Below are 16642 nucleotides of genomic sequence, written 5' to 3'. Positions count from 1 at the left end.
CACACCGGGCCCGCCGCCGGCGACCGGGCCGCCGCCCGGCTGCTCGACGCCGCACCCCGCCGCGCCGCCGCCCGGCAGGACCGGGGGCGGAAACCGGCTCAGCAGTGCCCGTCGAGCCAGCGGTGGATCAGGAAGAGCGCGATCGACGACGGCGGCGGCAGCACCAGCCGGGCGCCGCCCACCTCCACCGGCCGTCCCGCCAGGGCCGCGCCGATCTCCCTGCGGGAGAACCACCGGGCGTACGCGATCTCGGTCGGGTCCACGTGCACCGGATGCTCCGGGTCGGCGGTGGCGAGGAAGCCGAGCATCAGCGAGCCGGGAAACGGCCAGGCCTGGCTGCCCGCGTACGCGATGTCCTCGACCGGGACGCCGACCTCCTCGCGGACCTCGCGCAGCACCGCGGCCTCGGCCGACTCCCCCGGCTCGACGTAGCCGGCGAGGCAGGAGAACCGGCGCTCGCCGGCGGTGTGCGGCCAGGTGGCGTTGTTGCCGAGCAGGCACCGCCCGCCCGGGCCCGCGACGCCGTCGTGCACCAGCACGATCATCGCGGGATCGGTACGCGGCCAGACCCGCTCCCCGGCCGGGTCCACCCGGGACCAGCCTGCCTCGTCCACCTCGGTCGGGTGCCCGGTGGTCGACGAGTAGCGGTGCCGCAGGTGCCAGTTGAGAAGTGCCAGCGCGGTGGTGAACAGCCCGGCGTCGCGGTCGCCGAGCAGGTGGCCGACCTCGCGCAGGTGCGCGGCCCGGGCACCGGGCACCGTCAGCAGCGGGGCGTCCACGGCGAAGACCGGCACCCCGTCCGGCTCGACGCCGAGGAACATCGGTGCCGTCGGCTCGGGCAGCCCGGCCGGGTCGAGCAGCACGAGCGTCGGCGGCGACGTGTCGGTACGCACCAGCGCCCGGCCGCCGTCGGCGGAGTCGAGCACCAGCACCCGGGCCTGGCTCCACGCCCGCGCCAGCCAGTCGGGGTCGGTGCGCCGGTGGGCCGCCCGGTCCAGGGTGGAACGGGCCAGCGGCGGCGCGGCCTCCCCGCTCACGGCCGCGCCGGCTCGGTGGTGACCGGGGCGAGCGCCGCCACCTGCGGCCCGATCCGTTCGGCGTCACCCAGCACGACGGTGACCGCCCGCGCCGGGGCGAGGTAGCGGGCCGCCGCATCGGCCACGTCGCCCACGGTCGCCTTCGCCAGCCGGGCGGCGTGCTCGGCCAGGAACTCCAGGCGCAGCCCGCTGCCGGCGTACGCGCTGGTCAGCGAGGCGAGCCCGGCCTGGGTGGACATCCCGAGCTGGAGGGTGCCGAGGGCGTACTGGCGGGCCTGCTCCAGCTCGTCCTCGCGGGGCGGAAGGCTGGCCAGCCGGCCGAGTTCGTACGTCGTCTCCAGCAGCGCCGGCCCGGTGACCTCGGTGGCCACGTCGACGGCGGCGACCAGCACCGACCCGGCCACCGAGTGCTCGACGACGGAGTGCCCCCCGTACGTGTAGCCCTTGTCCTCGCGGATGTTCTCCACCCAGCGGGAGGAGAAGTAGCCACCGAAGATCAGGTTGGCCAGTTGCAGCGCGGCGTGGTCGGGGTGGGTGCGGGGCACCGCCGGCAGCGCCATCCGCAGCGAGGACTGCACCGCCCCCGGGCGGTCGACCAGCAGCAGCGGCCCGGGCTCCAGCGGCGGGGCGGGTGGCAGGTCGGCGGTGTGCCCGGCGCCGTTCCACCCCGACAGCGCCTTCTCGGCGGCGTCCAGCGCCCGCTCCGGCTGCACGTCACCGACCAGCACCAGCACGGCGTCGGCGGGGTGCACCCGTTGGGCGTGCAGGGTCCGCAGCACTCCCGGCCGGACCGCCCGGACCGCCTCCGGTTCGGGGGTCTGCACCGCGTACGGGTGCGTGCCGTAGACCCGCCGCAGCAGGGCGGTGCGGGCCAGGTGCGCGGGCTGGCTCCGCGCCACGTGGATCCGGTCGATCAGCCGGTCCCGCTCGGTGGCGACGTCGTCGTTCGGGTAGCTCGCGTCGGTCAGCACCTCCGCGAGGATCTCCAGCATCCGGTCCAGCCCGGTGACCAGCCCGGCGCCGGAGAGCATCAGCCGGTCCGGGTCGATCCCGGCGGAGAGCCCGCCGCCGACCTTCTGCAACTCGGCCGCGATCTGCACGCTGGACATGCTCTGCGTGCCGGAGAGCAGGGTCTGCGCCAGCATGGCGCCCCGGGCCAGGTGGGTGCGGCCGAACGGCATCCACAGCCGCACCTCCACCAGCGGCACCGCCGGCCGGCGTACGGCGATCACGGTCAGCCCGTTGCCCAGCGTGCGCTCGGCCTGCTTCGGCAGCTTGAGCCTGCGGTTCGGGCCGAGCGGTGGCAGCGCCCGCGGCGCGGCCTGTGCGGTTGCCGTCACTGGCTCTCCTTCGTTCGCGACTGCGGGGCTCGCAGACCCGGCTCACTCCTCGCGCTCACCTGACTCGCCTTCGTTCGCGACTGCGGGGCTCGCAGACCCGGCTCACTCCTCGCGCTCACCTGCCCCCTCCGGGGATGACCTCGATGGACGCGCGGCGCTCGGGCCGCAGGGTGGCCGCGGCGGCGCGGACCTGTTCGTCGGTGACCTCGCCGACGAGCCGGGGCAGGTCGTTGAGCAGCCCCGGCTCGCCGCGCTGCTGCTCCAGCACGGCCATCTGCAACGCCCGGCCGAGCACCGCGTCGGTGTCGCGCAGCAGGTGGGTCGCCATCCGGGCCTGGGTGCGGGCCAGTTCCCCCTCGGCCACGCCGTCGGTGGCCAGCCGGTCCAGCTCCTCGTCGATGGTGCGCAGCACCTTGTCGACGTCCCCGCCGGGCGGCAGGTGCGCCTGGAGCAGCAGCGCCGTCGGGTCCCGCACGTCGAACGGGTCGCCCATGAAGCCGACGTAGCCGCCGAGGCTGGTCACCGCCCGGTCCCGCTGGACCAGCCGCTCGACCAGCCGGGACGCGTCGCCGTCGGTGAGCACCTCGGCCAGCACGACGTACGGCAGGTAGGCGGCGAAGTCGGTGATCGGGTCGGGCACCCGCCAGGCGCCGGCCACCGCCGGCAGGGGGGCCAGCTTGTCGGTGTACGAGGTGCGCCGCTCCTCGGTCAGGTCGGGCTCGGTGAAGTCGGGCCGCGCCGGGGCGGGCCGCGCCGGCACGTCGCCGAAGTGCCGCTCGATCAGCGTGGTCGCCTCGGCGACGTCGACGTCGCCGCTGACCGCCAGCACCGCGTTGCCGCTCGCGTAGTAACGGCGGAAGAAGTCGGCGGCGTCGTCGACGGTGGCCGACTCCAGGTCGACGAAGGAGCCGTAGCCGTCGTGCGCGTTCGGGAAGGTGTCGAACATCACCGGCGGCAGGGTCAGCCAGGGGAAGCCGCCGTACGGGCGGTTGAGCACGTTGACCCGGATCTCCTCCTTGACCACGTCGACCTGGTTGCGCAGGTTCTCCTCGGTCAGCCGGGGGCCGCGCATCCGGTCGGCCTCCAGGAACAGCGCCCGCTCCAGGGCGTTGCTCGGCAGGGTCTCGAAGTAGTCGGTGTAGTCCAGGTGGGTGGAGCCGTTGAAGGTGCCGCCCGCTCCCTGCACGTGCCGGAAGTGCGCCAGCTTCTCCAGGTTCTCCGAGCCCTGGAACATGAGGTGCTCGAAGAGGTGGGCGAAGCCGGTGCGCCCCTCGGGCTCGGAGCGGATGCCGACGTCGTAGACGACCGCCACCCCGATCACCGGGGCGCTGCGGTCGGGCGTCAGGACCACCCGCAGGCCGTTGTCGAGGGTGAACCGCTCGACCGGGTACTTCGTCGCTGGAATTCTCGATCTCCGCGCCGCCACGGGGTCGACCCTAGCGCGTCGGCACCCCCGCCACCGGCGACCTCTCGCCAGCCGCCCCGACCGGCGCCCGGGGCGTCGCGCCCACCTTCCCGGCCGACCGGGGTCGGCGGGCGGGCCACCCGCCGCAAAACCCATCGAACCAGTAGAGATTGCCGCTTTGTTCGGGACGCGGATCCCGGCATGTGGTTGGCCCTTGACGTCAACTCACCGGCTGACCCACTCTTCCTACCAACTAAGTAGGAATACTGCGGATTGGATGGACGATGAGACGGCTCCCCCTGCGTCGGTGGGTCTCCCTGGCCACCCTCGCCGTCATCGGCGCGGCGACCCTGGGCACCGCCGCCGCCTGCGGCGACGACAGCGAGAGCGCGGGCGGCGGCTCCGGCCCGACCACGCTGCGGCTCGGCTACTTCCCCAACATCACCCACGCGCCGGCCGTGGTCGGCGTGGAGAAGGGCATCTTCGCCGAGAAGCTCGGCGGCGACGTCAAGCTGGAGACGAAGACCTTCAACGCCGGCCCGGCCGCCATCGAGGCGATCTTCTCCGGCGCGCTCGACGCCACGTACATCGGCCCGAACCCGACCGTGAACGCCTTCTCGAAGTCCAAGGGCGAGGCCGTCCGGGTCATCTCCGGCGCGGCCTCCGGCGGCGTCGCGCTCGTCGTCAAGCCCGAGATCACCTCGGTGGAGCAGCTCCGGGGCCGGAAGATCGCCACCCCGCAGCTGGGCAACACCCAGGACGTGGCCGTCCGCCACTGGCTCAAGGAGAAGGGCCTCACGACCACCAAGGAGGGCGGCGGCGACGTCAAGATCATTCCGCAGGAGAACGCCCAGACGGTGGAGACGTTCAACAGCGGGGCCATCGACGGCGCCTGGGTGCCCGAGCCGTTCGTGTCCCGGCTGGTCAACGCCGGGGGCAAGGTGCTCGTCGACGAGCGCGACCTCTGGCCGGACCGGAAGTTCGTGATCACCAACCTGATCGTCAGCACCAAGTTCCTCAAGGCCCACCCCGACGTGGTGAAGAAGCTGGTCGAGGGTCAGGTCGCCGCGAACGAGTTCGTCAACGGCAGGCCCGACGAGGCGCACCAGGCCATCTCCGACCACATCGGCAAGATCAGCGGGAAGCCGCTGGACCTCAAGCTGATCAAGCAGGCCTGGCCGACCCTGGAGTTCACCAACGACCCGATCGCCTCGTCGCTGAAGACCGGCCTCGACCACGCCGTCGCGGTCGGGCTGACCCAGCCGGTCAGCCTCGACGGCCTCTACGACCTGACCCACCTCAACGAGGTGCTCAAGGGCCAGGGCAGGCCCGAGGTCGGCCAGCCATGACGTCGACCACGACGACGCCACGCAGCGCGACCGGCTCGGTCGCGCTGCACGGCGTCACCAAGGTGTACGGGCGCGGGGCGAACGCCGTCGTCGCCCTGGACGGGGTCTCCCTCGACGTCGCGCCCGGCGAGTTCGTCTGCCTGGTCGGGGCCTCCGGCTGCGGCAAGAGCACCCTGCTCAACCTGGTCGCCGGCCTCGACCGGCCCAGCGGCGGACGGATCACCCTCGACGAGGGCGTCGACCCGGGACTGATGTTCCAGGAGCCGGCCCTCTTCCCGTGGCTGACCGTCGAGGGCAACGTCGAGGTGCCGCTGAAGCTGCGCGGGCTGTCCCGGGCGGCGCGGCGGGACCGGGTCGCCGAACTGCTGGGCACCGTGCACCTGGCCGACTTCGGCCGCAAGCGCCCGCACGAGCTCTCCGGCGGCATGCGCCAGCGGGTGGCGCTGGCCCGCACCCTCGCCCTGGACACGCCGGTGCTGCTGATGGACGAGCCGTTCGGCGCGCTCGACGCGATGACCCGGGACATCCTGCACGACGAGCTGGAACGGATCTGGACCGAGCGGCGGCTCAGCGTGCTCTTCGTGACGCACAACGTCCGCGAGGCGGCCCGGCTCGCCGACCGGATCATCCTGCTCTCCAGCCGGCCCGGCCGGATCATCTGGTCCACCCCGGTCGACGTGCCCCGGCCGCGCCGCATCGACTCCCCCGAGGTCGCCGCGATCGCCGCCGAGGTCACCGACCGCCTGCGTACGGAGGTGGGCCGCCATGGCCGGTGACACCCTCGCCACCGTCCCGCACACCGACGCGGAGATCTCCGGGCTGGACGCCTTGGAGTTGGCCGGCCGGGAGGAGAGCCGCACCCGGGCCAGCCGGCTCTGGGCGGCGACCTGGCCGAAGCTGGCCGCCCTCGCCCTCGCCGTCGGCGCCTGGCAGGTCGTGGTCTGGACCGGCTGGAAGCCCGAGTACTCGCTGCCCGGCCCGGTGGCCGTGGGTCAGGAGCTGCTCCGGCAGGTCAGCGGCGTCCAGCTCTGGGACGGGCTGGCCACCACCCTGCGCCGGGCGGCCCTCGGCTACCTCTTCTCGGTCGCCGTGGGCCTGCTGCTCGGCCTCGCGGTCGCCCGGTCGCGGATCCTGCGGGCCGCGATCGGCTCGATGATCACCGCACTGCAGACCATGCCGTCGATCGCCTGGTTCCCGCTGGCGATCCTGCTGTTCGAGCTGAGCGAGAAGGCCATCTTCTTCGTGGTGGTGCTCGGCGCCGCGCCGTCCATCGCCAACGGCGTGATCGCGGGCGTGGACTACGTGCCGCCGCTGCTGCTGCGCGCCGGCCGCAACCTCGGCGCCCGCGGGCTGAACCTGTACCGGTACGTCATCGCGCCCGCCGCGCTGCCGGCCATCGTGGCCGGTCTCAAGCAGGGCTGGGCGTTCTCCTGGCGCAGCCTGATGGCCGGCGAGCTGATCGTGGTCGGCATCTCGCAGACCTCGCTGGGCGCGCAGCTGACCTACTCGCGGGAGCTCTCCGACTCGCCCTGGCTGATCTCCACCATGATCGTGATCCTGGTGCTGGGCCTGGTGGTCGACGCCGCGTTCGGGGCGGCGGACAAGGCGATCCGGCGTCGCTGGGGCGTGCTGGACCAGGCGGGCCAGTGACGTGTACGTCTCCGCGCGCAGTGACTACGCGCTCCGGGCCATGCTCGTCGTCGCCGCCGCGGCCCCCGGCGGTGGCGGCGAGCTGGTCAAGGCGGGGGCGCTGGCCGACAGCCAGGGCATCCCGCTGAGCTTCCTCCAGGGCATCCTGGTCGACCTGCGCCGGGCCGGTCTGCTCGTGAGCCACCGGGGCACCGAGGGCGGGTACGCCCTGGCCCGCCCCGCGGTCGAGATCAGCGTCGGCGACGTGCTCCGCGCGATCGGCGGGTCGCTGACGACCGTCCGCGGGCTGCCGGCCGAGCGGGCCGGCTACGCGGGTGTGGCGACCGGCCTGCGCGACGTCTGGCTGGCCGTGCACGGTGCGATCGCCCTGGTGGTCGACCGGACCACCCTCGCCGACCTGCTGGGTGTGCAACACCGGCCGTCCGGCGCCGGGGAGACCCGCGCCCGCTGACGCCCGGCCGCCGGCGGGCGGCGGCGGTGCTCAGCCGGCGGTGGACGCCGGCCGCTCCGTCGGGCTGCGAAGCTCGACCGGAGCGGCCCCGTCCGGGGTGACGTGCCACGGCGCGAACACCACGACCACGGCGAGCAACAGCCCGGCCAGCGCCACCGCGAGCACCAGCAACAGTTCCCGCGCCGCGCCCGAGCCGGCGTCGCCCACCATGGTCACCCCTCCCACGCCCGGGCGGTCCCGCCCGGATCTTTCCCCCGCCCTCAGCTTCCACCACCCGCGGCGGCGGAAACAGTCGCCGATCGGACGTAACGTCCGCTGATTCCGGACTCAGTGACCGGCTCCGGGCACGGGTGCCCGGAGCCGGTGGGAGGAGCGGTTGGGGAGTCGGTCAGGAGGCGTGCGGAGCGCGGGGACGGCGGGAGCGGCGGGGCCGCCCCGAGGCGCGGTGCGGAGCCCGGCCGCCGTCACCGGCGCGACCGGCCGACCGGCCGCCGGCTGATCCGGAGGAGGCGGCCTGCGGCGGGGGCGGCGCGATCGTCACCGGCACGCCGGACGGCTCCCGGGCACCGGTCACCCGGGCCAGGGCCTCGTCGCCGGGACGCACCTGGACGGACTCGGGACGGATGCCGGCGGTCGACATCAGCCGGGACACGTCCCGGCGCTGCTCCGGCAGGACCAGGGTGACCACCGCGCCGGACTCCCCCGCCCGGGCGGTACGCCCACCACGGTGCAGGTAGTCCTTCGCCTCGGTGGGCGGATCCACGTTGACCACCATGTCCAGCCCGTCGACGTGGATGCCCCGGGCCGCCACGTCGGTGGCGACCAGCGCCGTCACCTGCCCGGTGCGGAACTGCTCCAGGATCCGGGTGCGCTGCGGCTGCGACTTCCCGCCGTGCAGCGCGGCCGCGCGTACCCCCTTGGACAGCAGCTGCCGGGCGAGCCGGTCGGCGCGGTGCTTGGTGCCCATGAACAGGATGGTGCGGCCCTCGCGGGCGGCGATCCAGGTCAGGGCGGCCGGCTTGTCCGCCGCGTCGACGTGCAGCACGTGGTGGGTCATCGCGGTCACCGTGGCGGTGCCCGGGTCGACCGAGTGCGAGACCGGGTTGGTGAGGAAGCGGCGCACCAGGCGGTCCACGCCGCCGTCGAGGGTGGCCGAGAAGAGCATCCGCTGCCCGTTCGGGGCGACCTGCTCCAGCAGCTTGGTGACCTGCGGCAGGAAGCCCATGTCGGCCATCTGGTCGGCCTCGTCGAGCACGGTGATGCCGACCTGGTCCAGCCGGGCGTCACCGCGGTTGATCAGGTCGTGCAGCCGGCCGGGGGTCGCCACGACCAGCTCGGCGCCCGCGCGCAGGGCGTCCGCCTGGCGTTGCAGCGACAGCCCGCCGACGACGGTGGCGCAGCGCAGCCCGACGGCCCGGGCGTACGGGTCGAGCGCGGTGGTGACCTGCTGGGCCAGCTCGCGGGTCGGCACCAGCACCAGGGCCAGCGGCCGGCCCGGGCGGGCCCGACGGCCGGCGGTGCGGGACAGCAGGGGGAGCCCGAAGGCGAGCGTCTTGCCGGAGCCGGTGCGGCCCCGGCCGAGCACGTCGCGGCCCGCGAGCGAGTCCGGCAGGGTCGCCGACTGGATCGGGAACGGCTCGGTGATGCCCTGGGCGGTCAGCTCGGCGAGCAGCGCCGGGGCCAGCCCGGTAAGGGCGAAAGAGGGTACGACGGTGGTCATGCGGAAGCCTTCCTCGACGCGGCACGTGTCGAGGGAGGGCGCCGAAGGCGGCGCTGTCACCGGCGGACCAGGCCGCAGGTGACTCACAAGCACGAACCGAAAGGGGTACGGGGCCCGGCCCGCCGCCGTCTTGCCGCCTGCTCACGCAGGTCGACGACGCGGCGGACCGGTCCCGTCACCGCGCCCGGAGGGCGCGGTGGGTGTTACCTAGGAGATCCGAAGATCAGAGCGGGCGGATGTTCTCCGCCTGCGGGCCCTTCTGGCCCTGGGTCACCTCGAACTCGACCCGCTGGTTCTCGTCCAGGCTCCGGTAGCCGGAGGACTGGATGGCCGAGAAGTGGGCGAAGACGTCGGCGCCGCCGCCGTCCGGGGTGATGAAGCCGAAGCCCTTGTCAGCGTTGAACCACTTGACGGTGCCAATAGCCATTTTTGTTTCGTCTCCTTGACGGAACGTCGAACCCGCACTTGTTGCGGGCTCGAAGAGGAGCGCGCCACGCGGAACTGCCTGGCTCGCTTGTCGCTTCTGGTCGCCCCGCCCGGAGAACTCCGGACACAACAAAGAGCGCCTGGGCCACAATCCTCCAGGCGCACACAGAGTCTCTGGGAACCATAACTGCAACGCGACCAACCTATCACGGATTCGGCCCAGCACCACCGTCTGCCGGAATTTCCGGTACGGAAGCGATCAGCGCGGTCAGCCCGTCCGCGTCGAGCAGGTCCGCCGGGCGGACCGTGACCCCGTCCCGCACGTAGTGGAACGCCGCGCCGACCCGCTCCACCGGTACGCCGGCCAGCTCCGCCCAGGCCAGTCGGTAGACCGCGAGCTGCACGGCGGCCACGTCGGCGGCGGCGCCGGCGGGCTGCCGGCCGGTCTTCCAGTCGACCGCGTCGAACCGCCCGCCGGGCCGGGCGAAGACGGCGTCCATCCGCCCCCGCACCACGACCCCGGCGATCACGGTGGCGAAGGGCACCTCCACCTCGACCGGCACCCGGTCGGCCCACTCGCTGGCCAGGAAGCGCTCCTGGAGCTCGGCCAGCGCCTCGTCCGGCGCCGCGTCCGCGTCGGCCGCGCCCGGCAGCTCGTCCAGGTCGAGCAGCCGGTCGGCGCCGAACCGCTGCTCCAGCCAGGTGTGGAAGGCGGTGCCCCGGCGGGCGTACGGATTGGGCTCGGTGGGCACCGGGCGGCGCAGCGCGCGGGCCAGCGCCGCCGGATCCCGGCGCAGCGCCACCAGCTGGGTCACCGACAGCTGGCCCGGCAGCGCCACCTCGACCGCACCGGACTGCCGGGTCAGCTCGGCCCGCTCGGCGAGCAGCAGGTCGGCCTCCCGCCGCCACCGCGCCACGTCCGGGTCGTCGACCGGCTGATCCGGGCTTTCGCCGGAGGCCCCGTCGCCGTCGGCGAGGAAGCGGCGGACCAGGGCGGCCGCCTCCGCCAGCGCCGGCCGCCGTGCGCCCAACGGGTCGGCCGGCCACTCGGCGCGCAGCACCACCTCGGTCGTCGGGTTGACCGCGTCGCCGGGCGGCTCCGGCGCCCACTCGTCGACCAGGTGCCCCGCGCCGGCGTCCAGGCAGGCGTCGTGCACCTCGCGCAGCAGCACCGACGGGCCGCGCGGGCGTTTGGTGCCCTCCCCCCACCAGTAGCCGGAGCAGAGCAGCAGCCGCCGGGGCCGGGTCACCGCCACGTACGCCAGCCGGCGTTCCTCCCGCTCGTCGTGCGCCCGCCAGGCGTCGGTGAAGTCCTCCAGCGCCCGGGCCACCCCCCGCTGGTCCTCGGCCTCGGCGAGGCCCAGCTCGGGCAGCCCGTCGGCGTCGCCGCGCAGCGGGAACGGCAGCACGCCGAGCCCGCCGAGCCAGTGGTCGGAGTTGCGCACCGGCCCCGGCCAGACGCCCCGGCTCAGCCCGGCCACCGCCACCACGTCCCACTCCAGGCCCTTCGCGGCGTGCGCGGTGAGGATCTGCACCGCGCCCTCGACCACCTCCACCTCGCCCGGGGTGAGGCCGCGCTCCTCGTCCTCGGCGGCGGCCAGGTAGGCCAGGAACCCCGACAGGGTGGCACCCGGCGTCTCGCCGCTGAACCGGGCGGCGACGTCGCCGAGCGCGTCCAGGTGGCCCCGGGCCAGGCCGGCGTCCCCGGCCCCGTCCCGGCCGGCCCGCACCGCCACCTCCACGTCCAGACCGATCGTCCGCTCGATGTCCGCGATCAGCTCCGGCAGGGACTGGTCCAGCCGGTAGCGCAGCAGGCCCAGCTCCCGGGCGTACGCCCGCAGCCGCGCGTAGCCCTCCGCCGAGTACGCCTGCGCCGGACCCGGGTCGGCCAGCGCCTCGACCAGCGTCGCCTCGTCGAGCAGGTCCGGGCTGATCTCCGGGGTGCCGTCGTCGGCGAGCCTGCGCCGGGCCGCCGCGATGGCCTTCGCCCGGCGGTGCAGGGCCACCAGGTCACGGGGCCCGATCCGCCAGCGCGCGCCGGTCAGCAGCCGCAGCAGCGCGGCCCCGTCCGTCGGGTCGGCCAGCACCCGCAGCGTGCACACCACGTCCCGCACCTCGGGGGTGTCCAGCAGGCCGCCCAGGCCGACCACCTCGACCGGGAGGCCGCGCTCGCGCAGCGCCGACTCGATCGCCGGGATCTGGCTGCGCAGCCGCACGAGCACGGCGGTGGTGGGCCGCAGCGGCACCGGGATGTGCTCGGGCAGCGCGCCCGGCATCCCCGCCGCGCCGCGCCAGGCGTGCAGCACGCTGTCGGCGATCCAGTCGGCCTCGTCGGCGTACGTCCGGAGCAGGGCGCAGTGGACGGTGCCGCCGGCGGCGCCGCGGGCGCTGCGGTGCGGGACCGGCTCCCGGACGCTCATCGCCGCGCGCAGCTCCGGCACCCGCGCGCCGGCGGCCCGCAGCGGGGTGGCCAGGGCGTTGGCGACGCCGAGGATCTCGGGCCGGTTGCGCCAGCTCGTGGTGAGGCCGAGCATCTCGGCCGGCGCGCCGTCGGCGCGGGCGAACTCCGTGGGGAAGCGGTCCAGGGTGCCGGCGCTCGCCCCGCGCCAGCCGTAGATCGACTGGCAGGGGTCACCGACAGCCGTCACCGGGTGCCCGCCGCCGAAGAGCGCGTTGAGCAGCACCACCTGGGCGTGGCTGGTGTCCTGGTACTCGTCCAGCAGCACCACCCGGAAGCGGTCCCGCTCGATCTCGCCGACCCCCGGGTGGTCCCGGGCCACCCGGGCAGCCCGGGCGAGCTGGTCGGCGAAGTCCATCGCCTCGAAGTCCTCCTTGCGCCGGGCGTACGCGCGCACCAGCGGGAGCAGCTTCAGCCGGGTCTGCTGGAGTTGCAGCGCCCTGCGGACGTCGGCGTAGACCCGGCCGGGGCGCGCCTGCACCTCGGCGAAGAACCGGCCCGTCCAGGCGGCCAGCGCGTCCGGGTCGACCAGGTGCTCGTCCAGCTCCCCGGCGAGCGCCAGCACCGCGTCGGTGACCGTGCTCGGCATCCGGTCCACCCCGGACATGTCGCCGTCGTAGTTGCGCACCAGCAGGTCGACCAGCTGCCAGCGGGACGCCTCGGTGAGCAGGCGGGTGGACGGCTCGTAGCCGGCCCGCAGCCCGTGCTCGGTGACGATCCGACCGGCGTACGAGTGGTAGGTGGAGACGGTCGGCTCCCCGGCCAGCGGATCGTCGAGCGGGTCGCGCCCCCGCCGCCCGAGCCGCCGCACCAACTGGTCGAGCCGGGTACGCACCCGGTGCGCCAGCTCCCCGGCGGCCTTGCGGGTGAAGGTGAGCCCGAGCACCTGCTCCGGCCGCACGTACGAGTTGGCGACGAGCCAGACCACCCGGGCGGCCATCGTCTCGGTCTTGCCCGACCCGGCACCCGCCACCACCAGCAGCGGCTCCACGGGGGCAGCGATGATCGCCGCCTGCTCCCGGGTCGGCGCGGGCAGCCGCAGCAGCTTCGCCAGCTCCACCGGGGTGTACCGGGGACCGGCGTCGGCGACCCGGGGCGCGGGGGTCGCGCTGCTGAACAGGGCGGGCTGCGTCAAGTCTTCTCCGGGCGGTGCACGGTCGGCGGCTCGACCACCTGGCGGCCCTGCCCGGACACCGGGCAGCTCGTCCGCACCGGGCAGACCCGGCACTTCGAGTTGGCGACCGCGGCGAAGGTGGCGGCGGCCATCGTATCGGCGGTGCGCCGCACCAGCGCGGTCGCCCAGCCGGCCTCCGGACCCTCCCCGGCCGGCGGCTGGCTCTGCTCCCTCGCGTCCTTCGCGCCGGTGCCGAGCTGCACCAGGGCCGCCCCACCGGACTCCTCGCCGAAGTCGGCGAAGGCTCCCGCCTCCACCGCCGCCTGGTAGGCGCCGAGCTGCGGGTGCTCGGCGAGGTCGTGGGCCGTGACGGCGGTGGACTTGCCGGTCTTCAGGTCGATCACGACCAGCCGGCCGTCCTCGTCGACCTCCAGCCGGTCCACCCGGCCGACCAGCTCGACCGGCCGGTGCGGGTCGTCGAGGCGCACCGCGAACTCGTGCTCGATGGCGAGCAGCCGACGCGGGTTCGCGGCCAACCAGCGGAGCAGCTTGTCCACCATCGCCTCGGCGCGGCTGTGTTCCGGCCCGACCATCCAACGGGCGGCCAGCTCGATCGCGTCGAACCGGGCGGCGACGTAGTCCAGCAGGGCACCCCGGTCGGCGCTGGCGTCCTCGGCGAGCATCGCGGCGGCGTGCACCAGGTTGCCGACCCCCTGGGCGGCGCTGGCCGGCGGGCTGCCGCCGTGCCGCTCCAGCAGCCAGCGCAGGCTGCACCGCAACGCGCTCTCCATCGCCGACGGAGTGACCCGGACCGGCTCCCCCTCCTCGACCAGCGGGCGGTCGTCGGAGAGCTGCCGCAGCCCCCACCAGTCGTCCGGGTGCGCGCCGGCCACCCCGGCGGCGGCGAGCCGGGCCAGCTCGGCAGCCGCCGCCTGCCGCCGGGCGTAGGGCGCGGCCGGGTCACTGACGGCGGTACGCAGCTCCGCCACCAGCGCCGGCAGGGTCAGCGCCCGGGGCGGCCGGCTCACCGGCAACGCGCCCGGCCGGTCCGGTTCCTCCTCGGCTCCGGCGGGACCGCCGTCGCTCGGGGGCGGAGGGCCGTCGCCCGGGGGCGGAGGGCCGTCGCCCGGGGGCGGAGGGCCGTCGCCCGGGGGCGGAGGGCCGTCGCCCGGGGCGGGCGGATCGGTCGGGCCCAGCTCGTAGAGGAAGCGGCTCGGCTGCTCCTCGTGGTCGTCGCCGCCCACGGCGGCAGAGGCGACCGCGCTGACCAGCAACCGCCGCCGGGCCCGGGTGACCGCGACGTGGAACAGCCGGCGCTCCTCGTCGAGCAGCGCCGAGGTCTGCCCGACCAGGGCGGCCACCGCGCCCGCGCCGGCCGTCCGGCCGGCGAGCACGTCGACCAGGCGCTCCGAGCCGAGCAGGCTGCCCCGCAGCCGCAGGTCGGGCCAGACGCCCTCCTGCACCCCGGCGACCGCCACGAGATCCCACTCCAGCCCCTTCGCGGCGTGGGCCGTGAGCAGGCGCACCGCCTCCCCCCGGTCGGCGGTCGGGGCGAGGGTGTCGGCCGGCAGGTCCTGGCCGAGCACGTGGTCGAGGAAGACCTCCGTGCGCGCGCCGGGCAGCCGGTCGGCGAACCGGGCCGCCGCGTCGAAGAGCACCATCACGGCGTCGAGGTCGCGGTCGGCCGCCTCGGCGCGGCGGCGCCGCGCGACGTCGCCCTCGCCGGCCACCGTCTGACCACGGCCGGTCGCCGCCGACCACAGCTCGGCGAGCCCGCTGGCCCGCCAGACCGCCCAGAGCACGTCCTCCGCCGTGGCGCCGGGCCGCGCGGCGGCCTCCCGGGCGACGGCCAGCAGGCCAGCCACCGTCTGCGCCGGCTCCGCCCAGTGCCGCTCGATCCCGGCCAGCTCCGCCGGGTCGCGCAGCGCCTCCACGATCAGCTCGCCGGAGGGCCGGCGGTCGCCGCCGGCCAGCGCCAGGGCGCGCAGCCCCTGCCGCAGCCGCCGCTCCGCCAGCGGATCGGCGCCGCCGAGCGGCGAGTGCAGCAGGGCTACGGCGGCCTCCTCGTCGAGCCGCTCGGGCTCCAGGGCGCAGCGCAGCAGGAGCAGCAGCGGCGCGACCGCCGGTTGCAGGTGCAGCGGCAGGTCCTCGCCGTGCACGACGGTGGGCACCCCGGCGGCGTGCAGGGCGCGTTGCAGCGACGGCAACTGCCGCCCGGTGGAGCGCACCAGCACGGCCATCTCCGACCAGGGCACGCCGCCGAGCAGGTGCGCCTCGCGCAGCGCGTGCGCCAGCCAGGCCGCCTCGCTGGTGGCCGAGCGGAAGGTGCGTACCTCGACCGAGCCGGGCGACGCGTCGGGCAGCGGGTGCAGCCGGCGGTGCGCCGCCGGGCCACGCAGTCGCCGCGCCAGCCGGCCGGACGCGGCCAGCAGCCGGGCACCGGCCCGGTAGGAGGTGGTGAGCACCACCTGTGCCGCGGGCGCCCCGGAGGCGGTGCGGAAGCGGTGCGGGAACGTCGCCACCCCGGCCGGGTCCGCGCCACGGAACGCGTACGTGGAGGAATCCGGGTCGGCGAACGCCACCAGGGGCTTGCCGCCCCCGGCCACCGTCGCGAGCAGGTCCTGCTGGGCCGGGTCGGTGTCGGCCAGCTCGTCGACGTAGACGTACGCCAGCCGCCGGCGCTCGGCCGCGAGCAGCTCGGGGTCGTCGAGCAGCATCCCGGTGGCGGCCCGGACCAGCTCGGCCGGGTCGTACGCGACAGAGCCACGGTTGCTGACGTCGCGCAGGGCGAGCACGGCCACGTACTCCCGCAGGAAGCGCGCGGCGGCGGGCCAGTCGGCGCGGCCGAGCTTCTCGCCCAGCCGGGCCAGCTCGACGGGGCCGACGCCCCGCTCGGCGGCGCGCATCAGCAGGTCGCGCAGCTGCGCGGCGAAGGCCCGGGTGCGCAGCGCCGGGCGCAGGTCCTCCGGCCAGCCCACCGGGTCGTCGTCGGGTTCCTCGCCGACCACGTCGAGCAGCTCACGGATGATCAGATCCTGCTCCGGACCGGTGAGCAGCCGGGGAGACGGCTCGCCGCGCTCGGCCGCGGCCCGGCGCAGCAGCCCGAAGGCGTACGCCGGAAGGGTGCGCACCAGCGGCTCGCGCAGCACGCGGTGCCCGTCCTCGGCGGCCCTGGCCTCGATCCGCTGGCGCAGCGCGGTGGCGCCCCGGCGGCCGAAGGTGAGCACCAGGATCCGCTCCGGGTCGACGCCTTCGGCCACCCGCGCGGCGACGGCCTCGACCAGCGTGCCGGTCTTGCCCGTGCCGGGGCCGCCGAGCACCAGCATCGGCCCGTCGGTGTGCGCCACGATCTCGGCCTGGCGCGGATCGGTCAGCCGCGCCGCCCCACGTTGCGCGTCCCCGCCGGCCGGCCCACCGGACCGCCGTTCACCCTCGACCGGCCCCTCGGACCGACCGTCGCCCCGGGCCGGCCCGCCGGGCCGGTGGTCCCCCCGGACCGCCTCGGCAGGCCGGCGCACCAGCCGGTACGCCTGCATCCGTCCATCCCACCACGCCGGTACGACACCCCCACCCCGCCACCCCGCCCGCGCACCCCCGGGCGCACCCTCCCGGATGGAGTCGGCGTCGATCATGAGGTTGGCCGCACGGTTCGCCCCTTTCGTCCCCGCCAACCTCATGATCGACGCGGAGGT

12 protein-coding genes are annotated in these 16642 nt (G+C 75.4%); 4 read left to right on the top strand and 8 right to left on the bottom strand.

Annotated features, from left to right (window positions below):
• Nucleotides 1–98: 98 nt before the first annotated feature.
• The 3 genes from nudC to AB0G13_RS15585 all read right to left on the bottom strand — a co-directional run bounded on the left by nudC (nt 99) and on the right by AB0G13_RS15585 (nt 3803).
• Complete coding sequence (gene nudC, locus AB0G13_RS15595) at nt 99–1037, bottom strand: NAD(+) diphosphatase (RefSeq protein ID WP_357874349.1); 939 nt, start codon at nt 1035–1037, stop codon at nt 99–101.
• Complete coding sequence (locus AB0G13_RS15590) at nt 1034–2377, bottom strand: pitrilysin family protein (RefSeq protein ID WP_357874346.1); 1344 nt, start codon at nt 2375–2377, stop codon at nt 1034–1036. The genes nudC and AB0G13_RS15590 overlap by 4 nt, the downstream gene beginning before the upstream one ends.
• Before the next feature lie 115 nt (nt 2378–2492).
• A complete protein-coding gene (locus tag AB0G13_RS15585) occupies nt 2493–3803 on the bottom strand; it encodes a pitrilysin family protein (RefSeq protein WP_357874343.1) in 1311 nt (436 codons plus the stop codon).
• Between the two features lie 263 nt (nt 3804–4066).
• On the opposite strand from AB0G13_RS15585, the gene AB0G13_RS15580 reads away from it, so the two are divergent.
• From AB0G13_RS15580 to AB0G13_RS15565, 4 genes are read left to right on the top strand one after another with little or no spacing between them, the layout of a single operon-like run.
• Nucleotides 4067–5131, top strand: coding sequence for an ABC transporter substrate-binding protein (locus tag AB0G13_RS15580; protein WP_357874340.1), 1065 nt, complete (start codon nt 4067–4069; stop codon nt 5129–5131).
• Nucleotides 5128–5907 (top strand): ABC transporter ATP-binding protein, encoded by a 780-nt coding sequence (locus tag AB0G13_RS15575; RefSeq protein WP_357874337.1) that lies wholly within the window; start codon nt 5128–5130, stop codon nt 5905–5907. Before AB0G13_RS15580 ends, AB0G13_RS15575 begins: the two co-directional genes overlap by 4 nt.
• Nucleotides 5897–6781 carry an ABC transporter permease gene (locus AB0G13_RS15570; protein ID WP_357874334.1) on the top strand — a complete coding sequence of 295 codons (885 nt, stop codon included), beginning with the start codon at nt 5897–5899 and terminating at the stop codon, nt 6779–6781. Before AB0G13_RS15575 ends, AB0G13_RS15570 begins: the two co-directional genes overlap by 11 nt.
• A 1-nt stretch (nt 6782) precedes the next feature.
• Nucleotides 6783–7232 (top strand): Rrf2 family transcriptional regulator, encoded by a 450-nt coding sequence (locus tag AB0G13_RS15565; RefSeq protein ID WP_357874331.1) that lies wholly within the window; start codon nt 6783–6785, stop codon nt 7230–7232.
• A gap of 30 nt (nt 7233–7262) precedes the next feature.
• Here AB0G13_RS15565 and AB0G13_RS15560 read toward each other — a convergent pair whose 3' ends face one another.
• From AB0G13_RS15560 to AB0G13_RS15540, 5 genes are all read right to left on the bottom strand, one after another.
• On the bottom strand, nt 7263–7442 hold the full coding sequence (locus AB0G13_RS15560) for a hypothetical protein (protein WP_357874329.1): 180 nt from the start codon (nt 7440–7442) through the stop codon (nt 7263–7265).
• A 178-nt stretch (nt 7443–7620) separates the two neighbouring features.
• Nucleotides 7621–8952 (bottom strand): DEAD/DEAH box helicase, encoded by a 1332-nt coding sequence (locus AB0G13_RS15555; protein WP_357874326.1) that lies wholly within the window; start codon nt 8950–8952, stop codon nt 7621–7623.
• A gap of 223 nt (nt 8953–9175) precedes the next feature.
• Entirely contained in the window at nt 9176–9379 is a 204-nt protein-coding gene (locus AB0G13_RS15550) for a cold-shock protein (RefSeq protein WP_007464836.1), read from the bottom strand.
• Nucleotides 9380–9584: 205 nt separating this feature from the next.
• Nucleotides 9585–12971: an ATP-dependent DNA helicase gene (locus AB0G13_RS15545; RefSeq protein WP_357874323.1), complete on the bottom strand. Its 3387-nt coding sequence runs from the start codon at nt 12969–12971 to the stop codon at nt 9585–9587.
• Nucleotides 12968–16486, bottom strand: a complete 3519-nt coding sequence (locus AB0G13_RS15540; RefSeq protein ID WP_357874320.1) for an ATP-dependent DNA helicase — start codon at nt 16484–16486, stop codon at nt 12968–12970. Before AB0G13_RS15540 ends, AB0G13_RS15545 begins: the two co-directional genes overlap by 4 nt.
• Between the last annotated feature and the right edge of the window lie 156 nt (nt 16487–16642).

Origin of the sequence: Micromonospora sp. NPDC023633 (assembly GCF_040640035.1) — a bacterium.
Taxonomy (GTDB): domain Bacteria; phylum Actinomycetota; class Actinomycetes; order Mycobacteriales; family Micromonosporaceae; genus Micromonospora.
Note: the sequence above shows the minus strand (reverse complement) of the source record. Positions and strands in the feature narration are given on the sequence as shown.